Below are 25,290 nucleotides of genomic sequence, written 5' to 3'. Positions count from 1 at the left end.
AGCCGCCCTTTTTTTTAACTGTTGCCGTTTCCGGTGAACCGAGCGGCATCTTCCGCCGCACGCCGTATGGCGTTTGACTTATGAACAGTCTCCATGAACTCGGCCTCGGGGTCGCTGTCATAGACAACACCGCCACCAGCCTGAATATAGAGTTTCTGATCCTTCACGATGGCCGTGCGCAGGGCAATGCACATGTCCATGTCACCGCCTGCGCTGAAATAACCAACACCACCGCCGTAGACGCCGCGTTTTTCCGGCTCAAGCTCGTCAATGATCTCCATCGCCCGCACTTTCGGCGCACCCGAGACGGTGCCCGCAGGCATCCCGGCAAAGAAGGCGTCCAGCGCATCTTTGTCTTCCGCCAGCTCACCCACCACGTTCGACACGATGTGCATCACATGGCTGTAGCGTTCGATGATGAACTCTTCGGTCGGGCGAACTGTGCCGATTTTGGACACGCGGCCGGTATCATTGCGCCCGAGGTCCAGAAGCATGAGATGTTCGGCCAGCTCTTTCTTATCGGCCAGCAGGTCAAGCTCGTTCGCCTTGTCTTCCTCGGGGGTCGCGCCACGGGGACGTGTGCCTGCAATCGGGCGAATGGTGACTTCGCTGCCGAACACCCGCACCAGAATCTCGGGGCTGGCCCCAACGACCTGAAAACCGCCGAAGTTGAAGTAGAACATAAACGGCGAGGGGTTGGTGCGCCGCAGCGAACGATAAAGCGCAAAAGGTGGCAGCGGAAAATCCTGCGTCCAACGCTGCGCTGGAACTACCTGGAAGATATCGCCAGCACGGATGTATTCCTTGGCCTTTTCAACTGCTTCCATATAGCCGGATTTGGTGAAGTTCGACACCGGCGCCGCAATTTCGCACGCGTCGCCCAGATCACGGGTTTCGGCGGGCATCGCACGTTCCAGATCGCGGACCGCATCCATCACACGCTCGGCCGCCTGCGCATAGGCAGCTTTGGCAGATTGACCGTCGCTGGCCCAGGCGGGTGAAACCACCGTCACCTCGCCTTTGACGCCATCCAATACTGCGACAACAGACGGGCGCAACATGATCGCATCTGGCAGTCCCAGCGGATCGGGGTTCACGTTCGGCAGGTATTCGACCAGCCGGACCATGTCATAGCCCAGATATCCAAACAATCCGGCGGCAGCCTGAGGCAGGTCGTCTGGCAGTTCAATACGGCTTTCGGCCAGCAAGGCGCGCAGATTGTCCATCGGATTGCCGTCCTGCGCAGCAAAGGCGTCGGCGTCGAACCGCGCCGAGCGGTTCAACTCGCACGTTTCACCGTGACAGCGCCAGATCAGGTCCGGTTTCATGCCGATGATCGAATAGCGGCCACGCACCTCACCGCCCGTAACCGACTCCAGCATGAACGCATCTTTCTGCGCTCCCGTCAGTTTGAGCATCAACGATACGGGTGTGTCCAGATCGGCGGCGAGACGTGTGTAAACCACCTGGTTTTCGCCCGCTTCATAAGCGCGTGCGAAGGTATCGAAATCGGGTGTCAGGGCCATCTTGGTCTCGCTTAAAAGCTCGCCTGCACGGCGTTCAGCGCCTGCTGATCCACGACCGGGCGGGCGCGGGTCTGAGCGTCCCGTACGTATGCGTCAAAAATATTCTGTGACAGCGCCTGATCCATCTGCGTTGCCAGCGCGTCGCGCAACCGGCGCAGTTCGTCGGAATCCCCGGGGGGCAGAACCTCGTCCAGACGCACCAGCAAGGCTGCACCATTTCCACCAATGACACGCAACTCACCGAGTTCCATCTGAAACACTTCATTCATGAAACTGGCGGGGACGTCATCAAGAAACGCGGTACGCGTCAGTGCGTTTTCAACGCGGAAGGGCAGGCCAGTCGCTGCGAAGTCACCATCAGTGGCCAGTAGGCTCAATGCGGCGTTTGCTTTGTCCAACAGGGCTTTATTGGTCTCTGCCTGTACCCAAGCCGCAGCGACACTGTCGCGTGCGCTTTCCAGCGGTTCGGGGCGACGCGGCAGAACGTCGTTCAGGCGCAAGGCAAAGATCGATCCGTCTTCGAGAAATGCGATTTCAGGGAAATCTCCTTCTTGCACGGCTTCGGCGGCCGTGCGGAACCCGTCATAGGCCGCTATGTCCTCGGCGCTGTCTCGGGTCCAGTCGATCTGACCCAGTTCCATTTCGGTTTCATTTGCAAGTTCTTCGAGAGTCGCGCCGCCAGCCAACATGTCGTTTATGTCTTCGGACTGTGCCTCGATCAGGCGGCGGGCGCGTTCTGTCGCCAGTTCTTCGCGCAGGGCCGGTTCGGCCTCCTCAAAGGGAACGCTGTTTGCAGCCAGGGATCCGTTGACACGGAACAGGGCGGGGCCAAATACCGAAGGCAGAGGGCCAATAACGGCGTCAAGCTCTGCCGCGAACACGGCGTCGGCGGCCTGGCCCAGATCCTCACGTGTCAGGTCGCCGAGATCGATATCGGAAAGTTCCAGATCACGGTCGCGAACCAGTTGTTCAAAAGTCGTTCCGCCGACCTCAAGTTGCGCCTTGGCGTCGTTGGCTGCTTGCTCATCCGGGAAATTCAGGCGCTCGACCAGACGGCGTTCCGGTTGATTATATTCGTCCGACCGCTCTTCAAAAAGCTTGCGAAGGGCTGCTTCGTCAACCTCAACCGTGTCCACCAACATAGCCGGAGACAGAATCGCATACGTCAGTTGTTTCGTGCGGGGCAGGGTGAACTGTTCAGCGTTTTCGTCATAGTAGGTTTGAATCTGTGCGTCAGTCGGCTCGGCTACGGGGGCTTCCAATGCCTCGGCCCCTGCGGTTGCAACAGTAAAGCTGCGACGGGCACCGATGTAGTTGGCCATTGTGTCTGTCACGGTTGCGGGCATTTCCACACCTCCCATGATCGCACCTTGAACGATCGTACGGGCAGATTCTTTGCGCAGGTCCGACTCGAACTCGGAATCCGTCATGCCGACCTGTTCAAGCTGAAAGCGGTATGCCTCGCGGTCGAAGTTGCCGTCTACGCCCTGAAAGGCCGGGACAGACACGATCTCTTTTTGCAGGTTTTCATCCCCTATGGAAATCCCAAGCTGGCTCACCTCGTTGTCCAACGCCGCCAAGGCCGTCAGGCGGGCAAGCGCATTGCGATCCAGCCCCAGATCGCGTGCCTGCGACATTTGCAGGGGCTGACCCGATTGCGCCTCAACCGCGCGGATCTCGCGCTGTAACTCGCGGACAAAATCATCGATCGAGATGCTTTCATCACCAACTTGCGCCACAGTACGGACTGTGCCGCTCAGGTTGACCGCGCCGAACCCCGCAAGCCCCAGCATCAGCATGCCCATCAGAATCCAGACAAAGGTTTTCGAAAGACTTTTAGCGCCTGCGGCCATGGTGCCCTCTTGTTATTTCGGCAGCGTTCTGCCCTGTCGGTTGCCGCCTTGAATACGACGCACACCGCCGGGGGGCAAGCTTAGAAGGACAGGCCCTGCAATCGTTTGAACAATTGGCCCAAACCTGTGCGGTCGAGGTTGGCGAATGCAATGCGCACTTGCCGTTTCCCGTCCGGGTGGTGAGCGGGCATGAACATGGTACCGGGCAATAACAGAACACCGGCTTCACGCACCAAACGCCGGGCAAGTTCGTCCGACGGAATGTCAAACGGATGCTCCAGATAGGCGAAATACGCCCCAAGTCCCAAAAGGCGCCAACCTTCGGATTCCAGCGCGGGCATACCCTCAAGGATAGCAGCACGAAGGTCGAGTATTTCGTCGCGTTCCCCTGCCAGCCATTGCGACAAGTTTTGCATACCCCAAAGCGCGGCGAACTGTCCGATCTGACCAGGGCAAATGGCAACGGTGTCGAGAAACTTTTCGACCTCAGCCAAAAGCGCAGGGCCCGTTGCAATGGCACCGACCCTGTGACCCGTCAGCCTGTAGGCCTTAGAGAAGGAATAAAGGTGGATCAGCGTCTGATCCCAGTCAGGTTGCTGGAACAGGTCATGTGGCGGCCCGCTGCGACTGTCGAAGTCACGGTAGGTTTCGTCGACGATCAGGTAAATTCCGGTTTCGCGCGCCAGCTCAAAGAAGGCGCGGACAAGGTCTGCCGGGTATTCAACGCCGCCGGGATTATTGGGCGTGACCAGAGCGATGGCACGTGTTTTGTCCGTGATCAGCGCGCGTGCGCTCTCAGGGTCGGGCAGTAAGTCGTCGCCGGTCTTCAGGCCAACTGCATGGACACCGGACATATCCAACCACATTTTGTGATTGAAATACCAAGGGGTTGGTAGAATAACCTCATCCCCTTCGCCGGTGATGGCCGAAATCACTGCTGAAAACGCCTGATTGCAGCCTGAGGTAATTGCAACCTCAGATGCCTCAACACTTGCTGCGTAATGCGCGCTGATCTGCGCAGCCAGTTCCGCGCGAAGATCATTATTTCCCAGCACAGGGCCATAAAGATGCGCATGGTCTTCGCGCACGGTAAATTCGGCCATAGCCTCGCGCAACGCCAGCGGCGGCGGGTCAACCGGCGCCGCCTGGCTGACGTTGATCAACGGACGTTCGGGCGGGAACGTAACACCCTCGAGCCATCGGCGCGCTTCCATCACTGGCGGCGCGAATGTTGCGGCGGTCCGGCTGAGCGTCATGTGCTGCCTACTGATCTGAATTCAATCGGTGCCCCGATAGGGCTCGACATATTGAAGGGCCATGTCCCACGGGAAAAAGATCCATGTGTCCTGACTGACTTCGGTGATGAACGTATCCACCATTGGGCGTCCCTTGGGTTTTGCATAAACCGTCGCAAAATGCGCTTTCGGATACATCTCTCGAACCAGTTCTAGGGTTTTTCCGCTGTCCACAAGATCGTCGATGATCAAAATTCCGGTTCCGTCGCCCATTAATTTGGCATCGGGTGCTTTCAGAACTTCGGCCTCACCCTGAGCCTGATGATGGTAGGATTTGACGCTGACCGTATCGACAGTACGAATATCCAGTTCCCGGCTTACGATCATCGCAGGGGCCATGCCGCCGCGGGTGATCGCCACCACAGCACGCCAGCTGCCGTCATCGGGGCCTTGTCCGTCCAGACGCCACGCCAATGCGCGCGAGTCGCGGTGGATCTGGTCCCAGCTGATGTGAAATCCTTTTTCGTGCGGCAGGCGATCCTTAGCGCTCATGTTCTTAACCTTTTTCCACGTCTGGGGCGTCAACGGCCTTCATTCCGACGATATGGTAGCCCGAATCCACGTGCAGGTTCTCACCGGTGACGCCGCTGCTTAGGTCTGATAGCAGGTACAGGGCCGACTTGCCGACATCGTCAATGGTCACGTTGCGGCGTAGCGGAGAGTTGTACTCGTTCCATTTCATGATGTAGCGGAAATCGCCAATGCCGCTGGCGGCCAGCGTTTTGATCGGACCGGCGGAAATCGCGTTCACGCGAATGCCGTCCTTGCCCAAGTCCTCGGCCAGATACTTGACCGACGCTTCCAGAGCGGCCTTTGCAACACCCATCACATTATAATGCGGCATGACCTGCTCGGCTCCGTAATAGGTCAGCGTTATCGCGCTGCCGCCTTCGGACATCAACTTTTCCGCGCGCTGCATAACCGCGGTGAACGAATAGACGGAGACATCCATTGTCAGCGTGAAGTTGGCCCGGCTGGTATCCACATAACGTCCACGCAATTCGTTCTTGTCAGAAAACCCGATGGCGTGAACGATAAAGTCCAGCTTGCCCCATTTCTCTTCCAGCGCCGAGAAAAGCCCATCAATTGAAGCCTCATCGCTCACGTCGCAGGGCAGAACAATTTCGCTGCCCAATTGCGCAGCCAGCGGGTCCACACGTTTTTTTAAAGCGTCACCCTGATAAGAAAAGGCAAGTTCAGCTCCGGCTTCGGACAAGGCGCGGGCGATTCCCCATGCGATTGATTTGTCATTGGCCAGTCCCATGATGAGGCCACGTTTGCCGGCCATCAACTGATTTGACATGTTTGGTTCTCCGCCTGTCTTCGCGTTAGATTGGCATGGTTTATGCCATTGGTAGCGCTGCATCAAGGCCGTGCGCTCTTGCTCGCAGCGGGTTCTCGCCTTAGGCTCGTCATTAATACTTTCCAGGGGATGGAAATGACCGAGCGTGATGGCATCTTTGCTGGCTCCGATCCGTTTAAAATTGCGGCCCGGTGGTTAGCTGAGGCTGAAGAAACTGAATTGAATGATCCGAATGCGATTGCGCTTGCAACCGTTGACCCGGATGGTTTGCCAAATGCACGCATGGTTTTGCTGAAAGAAATCGAAGCGGATTCATTTGTATTCTATACAAACTACGAAAGCGTCAAAGCGAGTGAGCTGGATACGTCGGAAAAAGCTGCATTTGTAATGCATTGGAAATCTTTGCGGCGTCAACTTCGTGTTCGTGGTACAGTATGTCGTGAAAACGGGCCCCAGGCTGATGCGTATTATGCATCAAGGTCATTGAAAAGCCGGTTGGGTGCCTGGGCTTCAAAGCAGTCACAACCGCTTTCAAGTCGGACAGCTTTGATGGCAGAGGTCGCGAAAGTGACCGCTAAACTTGGGCCGAATCCACCTCGTCCTCCATTCTGGGGCGGGTACCGATTAACGCCGACAGAGATTGAGTTCTGGGCTGATGGAGCATTTCGCTTGCATGACCGGTTCAGATGGAAACGAATTGAGCCGGGATCGGCATGGCATGTTGAAAGGTTGAATCCATGACGTTCACGTGTCGTGAAATGCAACAGGCAGAAAGTAAACGATTTTTTCAGCTTGAATTTGCCCGCCAATCCCATAAACAACAGACCCTTAACGAACTGCTAAAATTCGCGATGGGAAAACCGTGCCAGAAGACCTGAACAACATGTATCGCGTCCGTGGACACGTGAAATGGTTCGATCCCGCCAAGGGATACGGCTTTGTTGTGTCTGACGAAGGCGGCCCGGATATTCTGTTGCATGTGAACGTATTGCGCAATTTCGGCCAAAGTTCCGTCGCGGACGGAGCGGGTATCGAGATCATGACACACCGCACGGACAGAGGTGTTCAGGCGGTTGAGGTTGTTGCAATTGACCCGCCAGCGCGCGCCGAGTCGATGATGTTGGCCGATTTCGCCGAGTTGGATCCGGACGCTATTGCAGAAGCCCCTCTGGAGGCCGCGCGGGTGAAGTGGTTCGACAAAGGCAAGGGCTTCGGGTTCGCAAATGTTTTTGGGCGCGGTGAAGACGTGTTCTTGCATATCGAAGTGTTGCGGCGCTCGGGGCTTGCTGACCTCCAGCCCGGAGAGGCGCTTGCGATGCGCGTAATTGATGGCAAGCGCGGCCGAATGGCGGCGCAGGTTCTCGCCTGGGAAGCCGCGCTGGACGGCTGACACTTCGATGACTCGTTTTCTGGTATTCTGGACACTTCTGATCACACTGTGGACAGGGGGGGCGTTTGCTGCGTGCAGCGTTGATCATATCACTCTCCGAAATGACAGCGCGACAATCCGATTTGACGTGGAAATTGCGGTTACGCCTCAGGAACGGTCAAAGGGGTTGATGTTTCGCGAGTCGTTGCCGAATCGATCCGGTATGCTGTTTGTCTTCGACCCACCGCAACCCGTCGCGTTCTGGATGAAGAACACTCTGATTCCGCTCGACATGATATTTCTGGACCGTACGGGCACAGTGACACATGTGCATGAGAGGGCGATTCCCGGCGATCTGACACCGATTGAAGGTGGGGATGCCGTTTTTGCGGTGCTGGAAATCAATGCCGGATTGTCTGCACGTTACTCTGTCGGCGTCGGCACTCAGATGCAGCACGAAATTTTTTCGCAAGGTCCTGCGATTTGGCCCTGTTAGGGCTTTTCAAATCAGATTGTCATCGTTAGGAAGGCGCACGGTCCGGGGCGTGGCGCAGTCTGGTAGCGCACCTGTTTTGGGTACAGGGGGTCGTAGGTTCGAATCCTGCCGCCCCGACCACTTCCTTCACATTCTCATGTGGGCGTTCCGCCCATCGCCAGATACAACGAGCTGATCGCCTGATCCAGCGCGTCACTTTCCAGTGGAACCTCAACGATTGCTCCGGTTTTCTGCGGCACTTTAAAGTACGATCGTGCGTCGACGCGATAGCCGGAACCTGTTTTTGACGATGTCAGGCGCATGACACTTTGGGGCAGGTCCTGCGGAAATCCGTCATAGTTCAGAATCAAATAGGCTGCCGCTTTTGGGGGCAGGTATTCGCTGCACTCAAAAGCCTGTTTGCCGATTTTCTCAAATACCTTGCCGGGTCCAGAACAACTGGATTCAAATGCCTCAAACAACCTTTGAGGCTGCGTTTCGAACAGCGCGCTACGTGACGGGGTGGGCGTTTCTTGTGGCGTGCAGGCCACGATACAGGCCAACGCGGGGATAAAGCGAAGCAACTTCATTCATTTGGCCTTTCTCATTCCGAAGTGAACCTTTGGTCGTTCAGCGTGGGTTCGACAGACCCGACGAAGATGATTCCTTTACAGCCTAACCAGCGCGGCGTTGGTTGATCAAATACAGATAACTATGCTGGTAAAAACGGTAATTCGATTTGAGACTTCGAGATGTGACCGAGAATTTGCCGAAGGCGAGCCTGTGGAGGAATCGGACCTTGAGTTTCACACCCCTCGTGTCTGGGTCTGGTCAACAAAAAAGATTTCAAATTTGGCTGAAAAAGGGCGTTGACCTTCTATGGCAATATACGTCAAATTGTATGAGCCGAAGAGATTGCCACAATATCTGGTGTTCAAGCCGAGACGGCAACAGGCGAGGGTCGGATAAGCACAGTCTATTAACGTGCAGCCGTTGTAACGGTTTTTTCGCTGTCCAAAACAGCGACCAGTACCTTTGCGCGCTTCTGTCGGCGTTGCGGGTGGTGCTCCGCAACTCAAAATGTAGTGCCGTGAACCGAAAATTAGGCGGAATTTAACTAGGGCTGCGGACATGAAGATTGAAAGAAAATTCACCAAACCAGATCAGGATGCCTATTCGGAACTGGATTTTGTGTCTGCGACATCTGAAATCCGAAACCCCGATGGAACCATTGTGTTCCGCCTGGAAGGGATCGAAGTTCCGTCAACCTGGTCGCAGGTGGCAAGCGACGTGATTGCCCAGAAGTACTTTCGCAAGGCTGGTGTCCCGTCCAAACTGACCAAAGTTAAGGAAAAAGACGTTCCTGAATTCCTGTGGCGGTCGGTTCCCGCTGAAGATGCTGAATTCGACGGCGAAATTTCCTCCAAGCAGGTCTTTGACCGGCTGGCCGGTGCGTGGGCATACTGGGGGTGGAAAGGTGGCTACTTTTCGACCGAAGAGGATGCGCGCGCCTATTTCGACGAAATGCGGTACATGCTGGCGACTCAGCGCGCCGCCCCAAACAGCCCGCAATGGTTCAATACTGGCCTGCACTGGGCCTATGGAATCGACGGTCCGGCGCAAGGGCACCACTATGTCGACTACAAGACCGGCAAACTGACCAAATCCAAATCCGCCTACGAACATCCGCAGCCACATGCCTGCTTCATCCAGTCCGTCGATGATGATCTGGTGAACGAAGGCGGCATCATGGATCTGTGGGTGCGCGAAGCACGGTTGTTCAAATACGGCTCGGGCACCGGGACCAACTTCAGCCATCTGCGTGCGGAAGGTGAGGCACTGTCGGGTGGCGGCAAATCCTCGGGCCTGATGGGCTTTCTCAAGATCGGCGACCGCGCCGCTGGCGCGATCAAATCAGGCGGGACAACCCGTCGGGCAGCAAAGATGGTTATTGTCGATGCGGATCACCCCGATATCGAACAATTCATCGAATGGAAGGTAATCGAAGAGCAGAAAGTGGCCTCGATCGTTGCCGGATCGAAGATGCACGAGAAGATGCTGAACGGTATTTTCGAGGCCATTCGCTCATGGGACGGTGCTGCCGAGGATGCCTATGATCCCAACAAGAACGAAGCGCTGAAAAAGGCGATCCGCGAGGCGAAAAAGGTAGCAATCCCCGAGACTTACATCAAACGTGTGTTGGATTATGCCAAGCAGGGTCACGACAGCATCGAATTCCCGACATATGACACGGACTGGGACTCGGAAGCCTATAGCTCGGTTTCGGGCCAGAACTCGAACAACTCCATCCGCGTGACCAATGCGTTTCTGACCGCTGTTGAGAAAGACGCCGATTGGGAGCTGATCAACCGCACCGATGGCAAGGTTGCCAAGACGGTCAAGGCGAGGGACCTGTGGGAGAAAGTCGGCCACGCTGCATGGGCCTGTGCCGATCCAGGTATCCAGTTCCACGACACGGTCAACGAATGGCACACATGCCCCGAAGATGGTGAAATTCGCGGATCGAATCCGTGTTCGGAATACATGTTCCTGGATGACACGGCCTGTAACCTGGCCTCGATGAACCTGCTGACCTTCCTCAAGGATGGTGAGTTCCAGGCAGCCGACTACATGCATGCCTCGCGCCTTTGGACCCTGACGCTGGAAATCTCGGTAACCATGGCGCAATTCCCGTCAAAGGAAATCGCGCAGCTGTCGTACGACTTCCGCACTCTGGGCCTGGGTTACGCAAACATTGGCGGCCTGCTGATGAACATGGGCTACAGCTATGACTCGGACGAGGGGCGGGCGATCTGCGGTGCCCTGACCGCGATCATGACCGGTGTGGCATATGCCACTTCAGCTGAAATTGCCGGTGAGCTTGGCCCGTTCAAGGGATACAAGCGCAATGCCGACCATATGCTGCGCGTTATCCGCAACCATCGCCGCGCGGCGCAGGGTGTGACCGAGGGGTATGAGAAGCTGGCCGTCAAGCCGGTGCCTCTGGACCATGGTAACTGCCCCGACAAGCGTTTGGTCGATCTGGCCATGTCGGCGTGGGATGAGGCGCTGAGCCTTGGCGAGCAGAACGGTTACCGCAACGCACAGGCCACTGTGATTGCCCCCACCGGCACCATCGGTCTGGTGATGGACTGCGACACCACGGGAATCGAGCCCGATTTTGCGCTGGTGAAGTTCAAGAAGCTGGCAGGCGGCGGTTACTTCAAGATCATCAACCGCTCGGTACCTTCTGCGCTGGAAAAGCTTGGCTATTCCTCGTCGCAGATCGAAGAGATTGTATCCTATGCGGTCGGCCACGGCACCATCGGCAACGCGCCGGGGATCAACCACACTTCACTGACGGGTCATGGCTTTGGCCCGAACGAGTTGGCCAAGGTGGATGCCGCGCTGGAAAGCGCCTTCGACATCCGGTTCGTCTTCAACCAGTGGACACTGGGCGAAGATTTCTGCACCGGTGTTCTGGGCATTCCAGCGACCAAGCTGAATGACCCAACGTTTGATCTGCTGCGCCATCTGGGCTTTACCAAGGCGGATATCGACGCGGCGAACGATCATGTCTGCGGAACCATGACTCTGGAAGGTGCACCGCATCTGAAGGAAGAACACTACGCGATCTTCGACTGCGCCAACCCGTGCGGCAAGAAAGGCAAGCGTTTCCTTGGGGTTGACAGCCACATCACCATGATGGCGGCGGCACAAAGTTTTATTTCGGGCGCGATCAGCAAAACGATCAACATGCCGAATGATGCGACAATCGAGGATTGCCAGAAGGCCTATGAGCTTAGCTGGTCGCTGGGTGTAAAGGCCAACGCGCTGTACCGCGACGGCTCGAAACTGTCTCAGCCCCTTGCGGCTGCGCTGGTCGAGGATGATGACGAGGCGGCCGAGGTGCTGGAAAGCGGCTCTGCACAGGAAAAAGCCGTCGTTCTCGCCGAGAAGGTGATCGAGAAAGTTGTGGTCAAGGAAATCATCCGCAGCCATCGCGAGAAACTGCCGCATCGCCGCAAGGGGTATACTCAGAAGGCAATCGTTGGCGGCCACAAGGTGTACTTGCGCACGGGTGAGTTTGAAGACGGTCAATTGGGCGAGATTTTCATCGACATGCACAAGGAAGGCGCTGGCTTCCGGGCGATGATGAACAACTTTGCCATCGCCGTGTCGGTCGGCCTGCAATATGGCGTGCCGCTGGAGGAGTTTGTCGACGCCTTCACCTTTACCAAGTTCGAACCGGCAGGGATGGTGCAAGGCAACGACTCGATCAAGAACGCGACTTCGATCCTGGATTACATCTTCCGCGAACTGGCCGTGTCTTATCTGGACCGTACCGATCTCGCCCATGTGAAACCCGAGGGTGCTACCTTTGATGATCTTGGCCGCGGAGAAGAGGAAGGCGTTTCCAATGTCTCGGAAATCAGTGAAACTGCGGCGTCCAAGTCTTTGGAAGTGTTGAAACAAATCAGCTCGACCGGGTATCTGCGCAAGCGTCTGCCGCAGGATTTGATGGTGTTAAACGGCAGTTATGGCGACGTGGCCGGAATGTCGGAAACAGCAACTGTGTTCGAAGCGCCTGCCACCGAAACGGCAGTGGCAACCGGAATGGACGCCCGCACCAAAGCCAAGATGCAGGGCTATGAGGGCGACCCCTGTGGCGAATGCGGAAACTACACGCTGGTGCGTAACGGCACTTGCATGAAGTGCAACACCTGCGGCGCGACAAGCGGGTGTAGCTGACTTTAACGCCCCGGCACCCCGGGGCGTAGGGGTCGGACGCTGCCCTAAGTAACCGACCCCGACGAATACGGAGAACAGGTCTGAGACTTACCGACTGACCTTTCTCCACTCGGCCGACATGCCCGTGTTGGCCGGGAACAGGGTGGGGCGGAATATTTGCTCCCTCCCACTCTTTCAAGGGGCGGGTGCGCTCGCCCCATGCGCAGTCCAGGCCGCAGGCAAAAAAACACCGGGCGGTCAACGAAATGAGCCTGGAAGGCGAAACTGACAGGGGGCTTCGGCCCCCTTTCTTTTTACCCGCCGAGTCGTCCCGAATAAGCGCCACATTGCCGGATTGAGGTGGTCCTGTCGGGCAAGAGCCGCCGATACAGGTTTTGCCGCCTTCTTCAGGCGGAGGGCCGCAAACCCGACTCGGGCAAACACGCGAAGATTGGCGTGAAATCACGAAACTCTACCAAAGCGCGTGACGCGCCGGGGTGTCCATGTGCTTCTGGGCGCTGTCCGGACGTAAACACAAACACACCTTTCAGGAGGCACTGAAATGAAATCGCATTATTTGATCGGGCTTTCCGTGGCCGTTCTGGGCTTGCCCGGCGTTGCTTCGGCCCAATCCTCAGCCGATACCAACGGTGATGGTCTTTTGACCATCGAGGAAATTCAGGCAGTCGTACCGGAAATCAACGCTGACACTTTCTCGGCCATGGATGCCAATGGTGACGGAGCGTTGGATGCAGACGAGGTCGCGATCGCGCAGGAGGCAGGATTGCTGCCGCCCAGCGACGGGTAGGCATCGAGTGAACAGGCGGCCCGATCCATTTCGGGCCGCCTTTTCCATCACCTTAGGCGGGAAGATGGATTTTGAATTTTTTCCGAATCTCGGCGTCCAGAACCGGGTCGAACCTTGCAGAGGAAGGGGTGGAAAGGATTTCCTCTTTCCGGGCTACGGCTTTTTCCACCAGATCGGGCTTGCCAAGCTCCACCCACTCTTTCGGCGAGGAGCGATCTCCGAATGTTGGATAGACGTAATCTGACTGCATCCGGCTCAGCGTTGCGTCAGTTCCCAGATAGTGGCCTGGGCCGCCCATGCATACCGCCGCCATTTGATCCAGTGCCAGCGTGTCATCCGTCACCTCGATCCCGCGTACACAGCGTAGCGCCTGTCCGATCAGATCGTCGCTGAGGATCAGGCTTTCCAGGCAGAACCCCAGCAACGAGGCATGCATCCCGGCCGCCTCATATACCATGTTCAGACCGGACAGACCTGCCATGACATTCGAACACATCTGTTCCCAGCCGGCCTGCATATCGGGCAGTTTCGAATCCGATGCGCCAGCCGCAGCACCGCCCGGAAGGTCATAGAACCGGTGCATCTGGGCACATCCGGCAGTCAGAAGGGCCTGTTCCCCTGACCCGATCGACATGGCACCGGTCCGCAGGTCCAGACCAAATGGCCAGGTGCCAAAAATCGCCGGGGCACCGGGACTTACGGCATTAACATAAACCAATCCCGCCAGGCATTCCGCAGTTGCTTGCGTGATCGCACCGGCGATGGTCGACGGCGCTGTGGCACCGGCCATACCGGCAGATAGCAACAAGACAGGCATACCGGCCTTGATGCATGCTTCCATCACTTCGCAGCTTTCGGTTGCGAATTTCATTGGAGGAACAACAAAGCAGTTCGAGTTCGAAATGAAGGGTCGCTCGCGAAATTTGTCTTCACCGCCCGCAATCATATAGATCATCTCCATCGCCGGAGCGACGTGGCTTGGCTCGGTGAAGGATGTCCCGACATGTTTGAAGGACCCCGAACAGCAGGCGTAAATCGTGTTGAGGTCCATTTCGAGGTTGTCGGCGATGTCACGACAGACCATTGGCCGTTGCACAAAGTGAATGTTATCAAGCTGTTGGCAGATACGTGCGGCATCGTGCAGATCTTGCACGGTGGAATGGCGATATTCCCGACCGTGCACGTCAACCATGGACACGGCGGCTCCGGCCGTACCGTAGTGCACTTTGGTGCCGGACAATTCCAGATCGGTGTTTCCATCCCGGCTGTACAAAGTGACCGAGCGGTTCGCCTTTGCAATCGTGTCCTCGACAAGGGCGCGCGGGAAACGGATACGGCCATCGTCGCCCAAGGTGCAGCCCGCACCGACCAGATAGTCAATGCCACTTTGCGGGGCGTCCGCCAGGCCAATGGTTTCAAGCGCGGTCAGTGCTGCTTCGTGGATGCGTTCGATCTGCGCCTGCGTCAGTACATTCAGGACGCCGCCTTCCATTCCGGGGCGGACTGGTCGCAGGTGTTCGGGCAGCGCGGTTGCACGGGCAGCACGGCGCGCGGCGCGGCCGCCACTGCGCGATGAATTGCGGGGTTGGTCGTTCATTTCAAGAATCCGGTCGTTGAGTGATGTCTTAAGGTGTCAGCAAGCACACCTTTACGGCCGTCCTCGTGCGGCACGACCGCGATCTGCCCCAATGGTGCGGCTGATCAGGCTGATTTTCCAGTCGTCGTCTGCCATTTTGCCCCTCAACGTCTTGCGCGACCATTCCAAAACGCGGCGACACAATCTGTTCTATTTGCGACCTTTGATAATTATTCACATGGACAATTCTCACGGCTTTTGGGGTCAGAGAACCAAACGCCGAGATTTTCACACGTTTTGGAAGAAATCTGTTATACTGCATTCACTTACTTCCAAGGTCTGCTGAGCGGAGTTGAATTATGACCAGCAGGTCACAGATTGAATTGAAGTCATGCCTCTGATCGAAACCAGAGCGGTGTTGCATTGAGCCCGACTATGAACCCTTTTTCCGTCCTTGTTGTTGCGATATTGATCGCCGGAGCTAGCCCTGTTGCGGCTGAGGATTGGACTGGCGGGTATGCAGGCTTCAGTTTTGGATTTGCAGATGCCGACGGTCCGGGCGGTGCGAATGGCGATGATACGGCCTTTGGTGCGCATCTGGGCTATGATCAGGACTTTGGGAATTTCGTTCTGGGCGGTGAGTTGGAATATAACCGGCTGTCCCTGAACCTTGGCCAGTCTCAGGGCAGTCTCGACAGCATGACCAGCTTGAAACTGCGTGGCGGATATGAATTCGGTAACGCTCTGGGATACGTGGTCGTAGGCGCGGCGCGGGCTGATACGTCGATCGACAGTGACACGGCAGCGGTTTACGGAATCGGATTGGCCTATCCGATTGGCGAGAATTTCGTTATCAGCGGTGAAGCGCTGCGGCAGAATTTCGACGATGTCACCCGATCCAGCGGCAGTCTGGACACCAATGTTTTCAACCTGCGTACGACATTTCGGTTTTAGATGCGGCTATTCAGCCGCGTGTCGCTTGGCGAGCTGCGCTGAAAACGCGCACAGGGTTCTCAAGGCACTGACAAATTTCTCATCATCCACGGTCATTGCAACCCGAATGTGACCCGCTGCGGCTTTGCCAAAGCTTTCGCCCGGCATGACGGCAATCGCATGAGTGTCCAGCAGGGCGTTCGCAAACCCTTCGCCCGTCAGCCCGGTCGCCCGTATATCCAGCATCAGATACATAGAACCCTGCGCCGGGACGAGCCCCACTGTGTTCTGCGCCGCCAATATGTCCATCGCCAATGAACGGCGGCGACGGAATGGCGCGGCGATCTTGTTTTCAAGTTCGTGTCCTGCGGTCAGTGCAAAGCTGGCCGCGTCCTGAATGAACCCCGGAACGCCATAAGTTGTATGAGTAGCCAGATCTATCAGGTGGCGGATCACGTATTCCGGACCAACGATCCACCCGCATCGGGACCCGGTCATGGCATGTGATTTGGACATTGATCCAACCACTAAGGTACGGTCGGCCATTCCGGGCAGCGCGCGGGCAGACAGGTGCTCGCCCTCCCAGATCTGGGTGTCATAGACTTCGTCTGATATCAGCCACAGGTCACGGCGTTGGCAAACATCGGCAATGGATTCAAGTGACTGACGGGAATACACCACTCCGGTCGGGTTGTTCGGCGTGTTGATCAACAGCGAAACCGCGCCTTCCGCCGCTGCATCAATCAAATCTGCGCGCGGTTGAAATGCATCTTCTGCGGTGGTTCGAACAGCGCGGGCAATGGCCCCGGCACCGCGAATCGTTCCGGGGTAGGTGGCATAATACGGGTCCAGATACAGCCCGGTGTCGCCGGGATCGCACACCGCCATATGCGCGGCGAAAAGGGCGGACTGCCCACCGGGCGTGATCAGTACATTGTTACGCGTCGTTGGGATACCTGTGCGGGACTGAACCCGGGCAGCAACCGTATCGCGCAGCAAATCTGTTCCGGGCACCGTGGCATAACCGGTGTGACCGTTGCGGGCCGACAGGTCCATAGCGTGCAGGATCGACGAGTCGGTACGAACGTCATGCTCGCCGATTGTCAATTCTGTCACAGCATGCCCTTCATTCAGCATCCGTCGCGCCCGATTGAACACCTCCCACCCGTCGCTGCCGCCGGTGATCTGCGTGATGCGCTTGGACAATTCCATGACAAGGGCCCCGGTTACTCTGCGCTGAATGGGACAGAGCGGCAGGCGTTTGTCAATCAGCTTCGCGGCGCTATCGAGGCCTGAAGTTTTTTGGTCAATGATGCGCGGACAAGGTCATAGGACACAGTCAAACGATGGCGCATTTCGTCTGCACCGGTGTCAAACGGAAGACGCACCCAGCTGCGGTGGAAATAGGGGGCTTTTATGCCGATCCCAGTGTCTATCAGCATCTGCGCCGTTTCGATATCGGGCGTTTTTACGGAAACACCGTCATTTGCGATCCCGATACAGGCGAACATTTTGCCACCAATTTTCCAGGCGTCATGGCCACCGCCCCAGGGATCGGACAGTTCAGCGCCGGGCAGCGTTTTGCAGATGGAATTGACGAAATCTCGGTCCATGTTCGGCACTGTGCCGAACGGGGATGGCAAACTCAACACTTGGCTTGGGAATGATCCCATGCTAACCGATGTCCCATGAACCCGGTGACCTGCACCATTATTATCTGCTGCATTACCTGCTGATTTATCAAGCGGGCCGGTTTCTTTCGTTTTCATCCCTGAGACAAGTTGCTAAGCCCGCGCCAACGCGCAAGTCTTTGCTGTTTCTTAGGAGCCCGACCGATGACGACGATCAAGCTGCACAACACACGGACGCGGACGAAGGAAGATTTCGTTCCGCTTGACCCTGAAAATGTGCGGATGTATGTCTGCGGTCCGACCGTCTACGACCGCGCGCATCTTGGCAACGCCCGCCCGGTGGTTGTGTTCGATGTGCTCTACCGCCTGCTGCGTCACGTCTACGGCACAGATCATGTGACCTATGTGCGCAACTTCACCGACGTGGACGACAAGATCAACGCAACGGCATTGGCGCGCAAACAGGCGGGCGCAGAAGGCACGCTTGAGCAATTGGTGCAGGAGCGGTCGGACGAGACCATCGATTGGTACTTGCACGACATGGGCGCGTTGGGAGCGTTGGAACCCAACCAGATGCCGCGCGCGACCCAGTATATCGCCCAGATGATCGAGATGATCGAAGACCTGATCGCCAAGGGCCACGCATATGCCGCCGAAGGCCATGTTCTGTTCGCGGTCGACAGCTGGAAAGAAAGCTATGGCAAGCTGTCTGGCCGGTCGGTCGATGACATGATTGCGGGCGCGCGGGTCGAGGTCGCGCCATACAAGAAAAACCCGATGGATTTCGTGTTGTGGAAGCCTTCGACTGATGATCTGCCGGGCTGGGACAGCCCGTGGGGCCGGGGACGTCCGGGCTGGCACATCGAATGCTCGGCCATGAGCTATGAATTGCTGGGCGAGAGCTTTGATATCCATGGTGGTGGCAATGACCTGATGTTCCCGCATCATGAAAACGAGATCGCCCAGAGCAAATGCGCTCACCCGCATGGGGAGTTTGCACGGGTCTGGATGCACAACGAGATGTTGCAGGTTGAGGGCAAGAAGATGTCCAAATCGCTGGGCAATTTCTTTACCGTGCATGATCTGTTGGAGCAGGGTGTGCCGGGCGAGGTAATCCGCTTCGTCTTTCTGCAGACGCATTATCGCAAGCCAATGGATTGGACCGAGAAGAAGGCGCGTGAGGCCGAGGCGACGCTGCGCAAGTGGCGGGCGCTGACAGCGGGCATCGAGCCCGCAGCCAGCGCGGCACCTGAAGTCATCGCAGCACTAAGTGACGATCTGAATACGGCAGGTGCCATGAGCGAGCTTTATCGTCTGGCTTCAGACGGTGACGCCGCAGGTCTGCTGGCCAGTGCGCAACTGCTGGGTTTGCTTTTACCTGAGATGAGCGACTGGGCAGATACCGCATCTGTCGATTTGACCTCTCATGCGGACCGTTTAGCGAAGGCACGCGAAATCGCGATGCAAAGCAAGGACTTCTCAGAAGTTGATCGCTTGAAGGCAGCATATGTAGCGGCGGGGCTTGAGGTTCGAATGAGCAAGGACAGTGTCGAACTGGTGCCCGGCGCCGGTTTTGATGCTGCCAAGCTGGAGGAGGTCTGATGGCTAAGGAACGCCTCTACCTCTACGACACAACCCTGCGCGATGGGCAGCAAACGCAGGGCGTGCAGTTTTCGACCGCAGAAAAAGTGCAGATCGCGCAGGCGCTGGACACTTTGGGCGTGGACTACATCGAAGGCGGTTGGCCCGGTGCCAACCCGACCGATAGCGCGTTTTTCGAGGTGGCTCCGAAAACCGCGGCCCGGTTGACGGCATTCGGCATGACCAAACGCGCAGGACGATCAGCCGAGAATGACGATGTGCTGGCTGCGGTGATGAATGCGGGAACGCAGGCTGTTTGTCTGGTCGGCAAGTCGCATGATTATCACGTCTCCCACGCGCTTGGCATTTCACTGGAAGAAAACACGGAGAACGTGCGCGCCTCGGTCGCGCATATCGTCGCGCAGGGGCGAGAAGCGCTGTTTGATGCGGAACATTTCTTTGACGGCTACAAGGACAATCCGGAATATGCCGTGGATGTTTGTCGCGCAGCGCTTGAGGCTGGCGCGCGGTGGGTTGTCCTGTGCGACACAAATGGTGGCGCTTTGCCGTCCGAGGTCGGGCGGATTGTATCCGAGGTGATCGCAGCCGGGCTGCCCGGTGATCGGCTGGGCATTCACACCCATAACGATACCGAAAATGCCGTTGCCTGTTCTCTGGCTGCTGTTGAGGCCGGTGCACGGCAAATTCAGGGTACATTGAATGGTTTGGGCGAACGTTGCGGCAATGCGAACCTGACCGCTTTGATCCCGACGCTGTTGTTGAAGGAACCCTATGCGTCGCAGTTTGATATTGGTGTCAGCCGTGAGGCTTTGGCTGGTTTGACCCGGATCAGCCGGATGCTGGATGATGTCCTGAATCGGGTGCCCAGCAAGCAGGCGGCTTATGTCGGGGCGTCGGCTTTTGCGCATAAGGCCGGACTGCACGCCAGCGCGATCCTCAAGGATCCATCGACATATGAGCATGTGGACCCCGCAAGCGTCGGGAACGCCCGCATCATTCCGATGTCGAACCAAGCTGGTCAGTCAAACCTGCGCAAGCGTTTGACCGAGGCTGGTTTGCGTGTTGAGGCAGGTGACCCCGCACTTGGCCGCATCCTTGACCAGATAAAGGCCCGCGAGGCGGATGGATATTCCTATGACACCGCTCAGGCCAGTTTTGAACTGCTGGCGCGGGAAGAGCTGGGTCAATTGCCTGAGTTCTTCGAGGTCAAGCGTTACAAAGTCACCGTTGAACGGCGTAAGAACAAATACAACAAGATGGTCAGCCTGTCCGAGGCCGTTGTTGTCGTAAGAGTGGATGGTGAAAAGAAGCTGTCTGTCAGCGAATCCATGGACGAGTCAGGCAGCGACAGGGGGCCGGTGAATGCCCTAGCCAAAGCCTTGGCCAAGGATCTGGGCCAGTATTCACAGGTGTTGTCAGATATGCGTCTGGTCGACTTCAAGGTGCGGATTACGCAAGGCGGCACCGAAGCGGTCACGCGTGTCATCATCGACAGCGAAGACGGGCAGGGGCGGCGCTGGTCCACCGTGGGCGTCAGCGCGAATATAGTCGATGCGTCTTTCGAGGCGCTTCTGGATGCGATTCAATGGAAACTGGTGCGCGATTGTGATCCGAAAAAGGCAGCAGCCGAGTGAGCGTGGTCTTTGACCAAGACGTCAAAGCCTGCGCGGCACTTGTGCAGCGGGCTGATCCAGATCGTTTCCGCGCAGCGATGGCTGCACCGGTTGCAGATCGTGCAGTTCTGTTCCCGATTTACGCGCTGAACGTCGAAGTTGCCCGCGCGCCCTGGGTGACGCAAGAGCCAATGATCGCCGAGATGCGGCTGCAATGGTGGCGTGACGCGCTACAGGAAATTGCAGAAGGGGCTACCGTACGGCGGCACGAGGTGGTGACACCCTTGTCACGGGTACTTTCGCCCCATCTGGCAGGTGTTTTGGATGAATATGTGGCTGTAAGGCGTTGGGATATATATCGTGATCCGTTCGAGGATCAGGAGCACTTTGACGCCTACATCGATCACAGCACGGGCTCATTGGTTGTTGCATCAGCCCAGGCGCTGGGGGTGGCCGATGAAACTGTGTTGCGTGACTTTGGATATGCGGTTGGGGTGGCGAACTGGCTCAGGGCTATTCCTGAACTGGAACAACGCGGGCGGATACCGCTTTTGGACGGTACCCCTGAAGGGGTGCGTGCCTTGGCCGGAACCGCATTAAATCGCCTGCAAAAAGCCAGATCGCATCGGGCTGAGATTTCGGCCGAGGCACGGCCAGCATTATTTTCCGGGTGGTTGGCCGAACGGATTTTGAAGCAAGCAATAGCTAGCCCAGAACGTGTTGCCTCCGGTGATCTTGTTCCGGGAGAAATACAGCAACGGCTGTCCTTGATGTGGGCTGCGGGCAGCGGGCGCTGGTGATCAGGCCCGTTCCGGGTCGGCCGGTCGCAGAACCAGCCACAACAGGGCGCCGCCTGCCAGTGTCAGCAATGGGATCATAGCAAGATTGACTGCTGTCCACCCTTCGACCGGGGAACCGCCCGAGCAGTTCATCAATCCACCCGAAGCCAGCGAAGCCATAGTCACTCCGCCAAACACCAGCAGGTCGTTGAGGCCCTGCATCCGGCCGCGCTCCTGCGGCTCATGCGATGCGGCCAGCATCGTGGTCGCGCCGATAAAGCCAAAGTTCCATCCAACACCAAGAAGAATGAGAGCGACGAAAAAGTTCCCTAATTCTACGCCCTGCAAAGCGACCAGGCCAGCGGCTGCAAGAATCGCCAGACCCAGCGCCACAATCCTTTCGATGCCAAACCGGGCGATCAGGTGACCCGTAAAGAAACTGGGCACATACATGGCAAGCACGTGGCTGGTGACGATGTCAGCGGCGTCATTGGCCGAGTAACCACAACCTACCACGGCCAACGGCGTCGAAGTCATCACAAGATTCATCAGCGCGTAAGATACCATGGCACATATGATGGCCACGGCGATGCGGGGTGTTTTCAGCAATTCCAGTCGCGATCGTCCCTTGGGCTCGGTGCCGGTGGGTCTTGCGGGCGTTGGGATATCAAGAAAGAAGAACAGGGCGGACCCCAGTACATTGATCCCAATGACAGCCAGATAGGTGCCCAGAAACGGGATGACGTAGGCTTCGGACGTGAGCTTTACGATCTGCGGGCCAATGATGGCAGCTGCCAATCCACCAGCCATGACATAGGAAATCGCTTTGGGGCGGAACTCGTCCGATGCGGTGTCCGCTGCGGCGAACCGGTAGAATCCGTGGGCGCTCATGTAGATGCCTGTTAACAGGCTGCCGACCAAGAAGACGGGGAAAGAGCCAAGAAACAGGCCATAGGCTCCGATCAGCCCGCCCAACGCACCGGATGTCGCGCCAACAAGGAACCCGACCCGACGCCCCCATTTTTGCATGATGGCCGAGATCGGCGTGGCTGCCAGCATCGATCCCAGAACAATCAGCGAAATGGGCAATGTCGCCAGGCAGGGATTGGTCGCCAGCGACTGACCCGCCAGCCCTCCGACGATGAACATCATTGGCATCTGTGCGCCCAGAATGGCCTGCGCTGCCACCAAGACAGCAACGTTGCGTTTGGCCTGACGGTCATCGGGAAGGGTCGAGATCATGGTCATGGCGGAATGGTTATCGGCTAAGTGTATGCGGCACAAGCCGGTTGCATCTGCGGCACATGCGCCTAACGTGCCAGTGACAACCGAGCAAGGAGAACAGATGCCCGTTGGCCGCATCATCGAAACGCCGGATTGTGTGGCGGAAGGGGCCGACTGGCTGGCCCAGAGCTGTCCGCGCATGGCCTATGCAATGGAACAGACTGGCCCATTGCCGTTACGTCGCCGTCCCGACGGGTTCGCGCAACTGCTGAGTGCCATTGTCAGCCAACAAGTCAGCGTGGCTTCGGCCAATGCAATATGGAAACGCCTGCAAGATGCCAAATTGACGGGTCCGCGAAAGATCATGTGGGCAACGGATGACGATCTGCGGGCCGTAGGGTTAAGCCGTCAGAAGATCCGCTATGCAAAGGCTCTGGCAGAAGCGCGTATAGATTACAAAGCGTTACGTGATGCCTCTGATGCAGAAATTGTGGCCACGCTGACGCAAGTGTCAGGCATTGGCGTCTGGACTGCGGAGATATACGCCATGTTCTCGCTTGGTCGCGCTGATGTGATCGCACCTGGTGATCTGGCGCTGCAAGAGGCCGCGCGCATCCTTTATGACCTGCCCAACCGCCCAACGGATAAAGAACTGCGCAAGATGGCCGAGGCCTGGTCGCCCTGGCGCTCGGTTGCGGCGCGGGTGCTGTGGGCCTATTACCGGGTTGCAAAGCAAAGAGAAGGGATCAGATGACACGGGTTTTGAATGCGCTCCGGAAAGAGCCTGTTTCGGGCGACACGCGCTCGGTTGTGGTGTTCGTGCACGGCTATGGCGCAAACGGTGCCGATCTGCTGGGTTTGGCCGACCCGCTGGGTGAACATCTGCCCGACACATTGTTCGTGGCCCCGGACGCGCCCGAGCAGATCCCCGGAATGCCCAATGGTTTTCAGTGGTTTCCGATTCCCTGGATTGACGGGTCGTCCGAAGAAGAGGCGCGCAGGGGCATGGAAATGGCGGTCGAGGATTTCAACGCCTTTCTGGATGCTCTGATGGTGGATGAAGACCTGTTGCCAGAACAGGTTGTCCTGTTTGGTTTCAGCCAGGGCACGATGATGAGCCTGTATGTCGCGCCCCGCCGCGAAGACCCCGTGGCCGGAATTGTCGCTTTCTCAGGCCGTTTGCTAGAGGCGGACCTTCTGGCAGACGAAACCGTCAGCCGGATGCCTGTACTGCTGGTGCATGGCGATGCCGACGACGTCGTCCCGCCGCAATCCTTGCCCGAAGCGGCAGAGGCCCTGCAATCCGCCGGTTTCAAAGAGGTCTATGCCCATGTCATGAAGGGCACCGGGCACGGAATCGCCCCGGACGGGCTGAGTGTGGCTCTGGCCTTCATGCGCGACAAGCTGAGCCTTTAGCCAGTAAGGTCAGTTCAGCGGAACACGGTCGTTCTGTATGGGTTCAAGACCAAAGATGGGCTTCCGCAAATTCGATTGAGTTTCCGGCCGGGTCGCGCACGTACAAGGAACGTGCGCCTCCGGGCCAGTCGAATTCTGCATCTACGGGGACATTCCAGTCCAAAAGGTGCTTGCGCATTACCGCGATTTCATCTCGGGTCAGTACAAGACACACGTGTCCTGCACCACGGGCGCCGTGGGACGGAACAGGCATGTCCGGGTTCAGGGGCGGCTGTTCCGTCTGTTCCGGGTTAAAGATCAACAGGACCGATCCGCCAATTCGGTAAAACACGTGGCGGTCGGCGACACGCTGAATGCGTTCCAGGCCCAGTACTTCGCCGTAAAACTGTTCCGCTGCGTCCAGATCATCGACATAAAGCGACGCTTCCAGAATCGCCGAAGGGGCCGGTATTCCGGGGGTTAGTTTCATGACCCGAGTTTAGCAGATCAGGGCAGGGTATGTCACCGGCGCGGTCGACGGTCGCGTTTTCGTTGCGGTGTGGAGTTCAGGGACGGCATGGGCAGGCTGTCCCACTGGCCCGGTTCCAGGTCGTCCAATGTCCAGTCACCGATGCGGCAGCGGATCAGGCGCAGGGTCGGCAGGCCCACGGCGGCCGTCATTCGACGCACCTGACGGTTTTTGCCCTCGCGTATGGACAGTTCTATCCAACTGTCTGGTACAGTCTCGCGTTCGCGGATTGGCGGGGTGCGGGGCCACAGGTTGTCTGGCTCGTCGATCTGCCGCACCTTCGCCGGACGGGTCAGGCCGTCTTTCAACTCGACGCCGTTTCGCAGCGCTTTCAGGGCGGTTTCGTCCGGAATACCTTCGACCTGAACCCAATAGGTTTTTGCCATCTTGTGCTTGGGGTCCGAGATCTGCGCCTGCAACTTGCCGTGGTCGGTCAATAGCATCAAACCTTCGCTGTCACGGTCCAGTCGACCGGCGGGATAAACCCCGGGCAGATCGATGAAATCGGACAGTGTACTGCGCGGAGTATCCGCATTGTCGCGGTCGGTGAACTGCGGCAGTACATCGTAAGGTTTGTTGAAGCGAATGAACCAGGACATGACGTGCGCATACCCCGAAGAGTGCACCCCGCGCAAGCTGTGGATAACT

The 25,290-nt window shown here is 57.4% G+C and carries 23 protein-coding genes and 1 tRNA gene; 12 read left to right on the top strand and 12 right to left on the bottom strand.

Annotation, left to right across the window (positions count from 1 at the left end):
• Positions 1-14: 14 nt before the first annotated feature.
• The 5 genes from trpE to fabI all read right to left on the bottom strand — a co-directional run bounded on the left by trpE (position 15) and on the right by fabI (position 5,977).
• Positions 15-1,526, bottom strand: a complete 1,512-nt coding sequence (gene trpE, locus ACR0J7_RS02225) for an anthranilate synthase component I (RefSeq protein ID WP_480913163.1) — start codon at positions 1,524-1,526, stop codon at positions 15-17.
• Positions 1,527-1,537: 11 nt separating this feature from the next.
• Positions 1,538-3,379 (bottom strand): SurA N-terminal domain-containing protein, encoded by a 1,842-nt coding sequence (locus ACR0J7_RS02220; RefSeq protein ID WP_480913161.1) that lies wholly within the window; start codon positions 3,377-3,379, stop codon positions 1,538-1,540.
• 80 nt (positions 3,380-3,459) lie between these two features.
• Positions 3,460-4,635, bottom strand: a complete 1,176-nt coding sequence (locus ACR0J7_RS02215) for an aminotransferase (protein WP_480913159.1) — start codon at positions 4,633-4,635, stop codon at positions 3,460-3,462.
• A 21-nt stretch (positions 4,636-4,656) separates the two neighbouring features.
• The gene (gene gpt, locus ACR0J7_RS02210; protein WP_209503823.1) at positions 4,657-5,166 is read right to left on the bottom strand and encodes a xanthine phosphoribosyltransferase; all 510 of its coding nucleotides are present in this window, start codon (positions 5,164-5,166) and stop codon (positions 4,657-4,659) included.
• A gap of 4 nt (positions 5,167-5,170) precedes the next feature.
• Positions 5,171-5,977 carry an enoyl-ACP reductase FabI gene (fabI, locus tag ACR0J7_RS02205; protein WP_480913156.1) on the bottom strand — a complete coding sequence of 269 codons (807 nt, stop codon included), beginning with the start codon at positions 5,975-5,977 and terminating at the stop codon, positions 5,171-5,173.
• A 135-nt stretch (positions 5,978-6,112) separates the two neighbouring features.
• Here fabI and pdxH point away from each other — a divergent pair, with 135 nt between their 5' ends.
• The 4 genes from pdxH (at position 6,113) to ACR0J7_RS02185 (ending at position 7,962) form a co-directional block, all read left to right on the top strand.
• Positions 6,113-6,718, top strand: a complete 606-nt coding sequence (gene pdxH, locus ACR0J7_RS02200; protein ID WP_480913154.1) for a pyridoxamine 5'-phosphate oxidase — start codon at positions 6,113-6,115, stop codon at positions 6,716-6,718.
• 142 nt (positions 6,719-6,860) lie between these two features.
• The gene (locus ACR0J7_RS02195; protein ID WP_245220458.1) at positions 6,861-7,367 is read left to right on the top strand and encodes a cold-shock protein; all 507 of its coding nucleotides are present in this window, start codon (positions 6,861-6,863) and stop codon (positions 7,365-7,367) included.
• A gap of 7 nt (positions 7,368-7,374) precedes the next feature.
• Positions 7,375-7,842, top strand: a complete 468-nt coding sequence (locus ACR0J7_RS02190) for a DUF192 domain-containing protein (RefSeq protein ID WP_480913152.1) — start codon at positions 7,375-7,377, stop codon at positions 7,840-7,842.
• A gap of 43 nt (positions 7,843-7,885) precedes the next feature.
• Positions 7,886-7,962, top strand: a tRNA-Pro gene (locus tag ACR0J7_RS02185).
• Positions 7,963-7,976: 14 nt separating this feature from the next.
• On the opposite strand, the gene ACR0J7_RS02180 is transcribed toward ACR0J7_RS02185, so the two are convergent.
• Positions 7,977-8,411, bottom strand: coding sequence for a hypothetical protein (locus ACR0J7_RS02180; RefSeq protein ID WP_267365347.1), 435 nt, complete (start codon positions 8,409-8,411; stop codon positions 7,977-7,979).
• Between the two features lie 541 nt (positions 8,412-8,952).
• Between ACR0J7_RS02180 and ACR0J7_RS02175 the strand changes: the two genes are divergently transcribed.
• Positions 8,953-12,573, top strand: a complete 3,621-nt coding sequence (locus tag ACR0J7_RS02175; RefSeq protein ID WP_480564615.1) for a vitamin B12-dependent ribonucleotide reductase — start codon at positions 8,953-8,955, stop codon at positions 12,571-12,573.
• 541 nt (positions 12,574-13,114) lie between these two features.
• Positions 13,115-13,360, top strand: a complete 246-nt coding sequence (locus ACR0J7_RS02170) for an EF-hand domain-containing protein (RefSeq protein WP_480472945.1) — start codon at positions 13,115-13,117, stop codon at positions 13,358-13,360.
• Between the two features lie 52 nt (positions 13,361-13,412).
• Here the strand turns inward: ACR0J7_RS02170 and ACR0J7_RS02165 are convergent, their stop codons facing one another.
• Entirely contained in the window at positions 13,413-14,957 is a 1,545-nt protein-coding gene (locus ACR0J7_RS02165) for a trimethylamine methyltransferase family protein (protein ID WP_480913149.1), read from the bottom strand.
• 414 nt (positions 14,958-15,371) lie between these two features.
• Here ACR0J7_RS02165 and ACR0J7_RS02160 point away from each other — a divergent pair, with 414 nt between their 5' ends.
• Positions 15,372-15,890 (top strand): outer membrane protein, encoded by a 519-nt coding sequence (locus ACR0J7_RS02160; RefSeq protein WP_480480797.1) that lies wholly within the window; start codon positions 15,372-15,374, stop codon positions 15,888-15,890.
• Positions 15,891-15,896: 6 nt separating this feature from the next.
• Here ACR0J7_RS02160 and ACR0J7_RS02155 read toward each other — a convergent pair whose 3' ends face one another.
• Together ACR0J7_RS02155 and ACR0J7_RS02150 are read right to left on the bottom strand one after the other, a co-directional pair.
• Positions 15,897-17,081: a pyridoxal phosphate-dependent aminotransferase gene (locus ACR0J7_RS02155; protein WP_480869335.1), complete on the bottom strand. Its 1,185-nt coding sequence runs from the start codon at positions 17,079-17,081 to the stop codon at positions 15,897-15,899.
• Positions 17,082-17,137: 56 nt separating this feature from the next.
• Complete coding sequence (locus ACR0J7_RS02150; RefSeq protein WP_480564624.1) at positions 17,138-17,482, bottom strand: MmcQ/YjbR family DNA-binding protein; 345 nt, start codon at positions 17,480-17,482, stop codon at positions 17,138-17,140.
• A gap of 222 nt (positions 17,483-17,704) precedes the next feature.
• Between ACR0J7_RS02150 and cysS the strand changes: the two genes are divergently transcribed.
• From cysS to ACR0J7_RS02135, 3 genes are read left to right on the top strand one after another with little or no spacing between them, the layout of a single operon-like run.
• On the top strand, positions 17,705-19,102 hold the full coding sequence (gene cysS, locus ACR0J7_RS02145) for a cysteine--tRNA ligase (protein WP_480913147.1): 1,398 nt from the start codon (positions 17,705-17,707) through the stop codon (positions 19,100-19,102).
• On the top strand, positions 19,102-20,736 hold the full coding sequence (cimA, locus tag ACR0J7_RS02140; protein WP_480485540.1) for a citramalate synthase: 1,635 nt from the start codon (positions 19,102-19,104) through the stop codon (positions 20,734-20,736). Before cysS ends, cimA begins: the two co-directional genes overlap by 1 nt.
• Positions 20,737-20,738: 2 nt before the next feature.
• Entirely contained in the window at positions 20,739-21,515 is a 777-nt protein-coding gene (locus tag ACR0J7_RS02135) for a squalene/phytoene synthase family protein (protein WP_480913381.1), read from the top strand.
• On the opposite strand, the gene ACR0J7_RS02130 is transcribed toward ACR0J7_RS02135, so the two are convergent.
• Positions 21,516-22,742 carry an MFS transporter gene (locus ACR0J7_RS02130; RefSeq protein ID WP_480913144.1) on the bottom strand — a complete coding sequence of 409 codons (1,227 nt, stop codon included), beginning with the start codon at positions 22,740-22,742 and terminating at the stop codon, positions 21,516-21,518.
• Between the two features lie 97 nt (positions 22,743-22,839).
• Here ACR0J7_RS02130 and ACR0J7_RS02125 point away from each other — a divergent pair, with 97 nt between their 5' ends.
• Both ACR0J7_RS02125 and ACR0J7_RS02120 read left to right on the top strand, forming a co-directional pair.
• Positions 22,840-23,472, top strand: coding sequence for a DNA-3-methyladenine glycosylase family protein (locus ACR0J7_RS02125; protein ID WP_480564636.1), 633 nt, complete (start codon positions 22,840-22,842; stop codon positions 23,470-23,472).
• Positions 23,469-24,134: an alpha/beta hydrolase gene (locus ACR0J7_RS02120; protein WP_267364470.1), complete on the top strand. Its 666-nt coding sequence runs from the start codon at positions 23,469-23,471 to the stop codon at positions 24,132-24,134. The genes ACR0J7_RS02125 and ACR0J7_RS02120 overlap by 4 nt, the downstream gene beginning before the upstream one ends.
• 43 nt (positions 24,135-24,177) lie before the next feature.
• Here ACR0J7_RS02120 and ACR0J7_RS02115 read toward each other — a convergent pair whose 3' ends face one another.
• Positions 24,178-24,603, bottom strand: coding sequence for a VOC family protein (locus ACR0J7_RS02115; protein WP_480564639.1), 426 nt, complete (start codon positions 24,601-24,603; stop codon positions 24,178-24,180).
• Between the two features lie 32 nt (positions 24,604-24,635).
• Entirely contained in the window at positions 24,636-25,241 is a 606-nt protein-coding gene (locus ACR0J7_RS02110) for an rRNA large subunit pseudouridine synthase E (RefSeq protein ID WP_480557910.1), read from the bottom strand.
• Positions 25,242-25,290 lie beyond the last annotated feature (49 nt).

The organism is Ruegeria sp. O4 (assembly GCF_056535125.1).
Note: the sequence above shows the minus strand (reverse complement) of the source record. Positions and strands in the feature narration are given on the sequence as shown.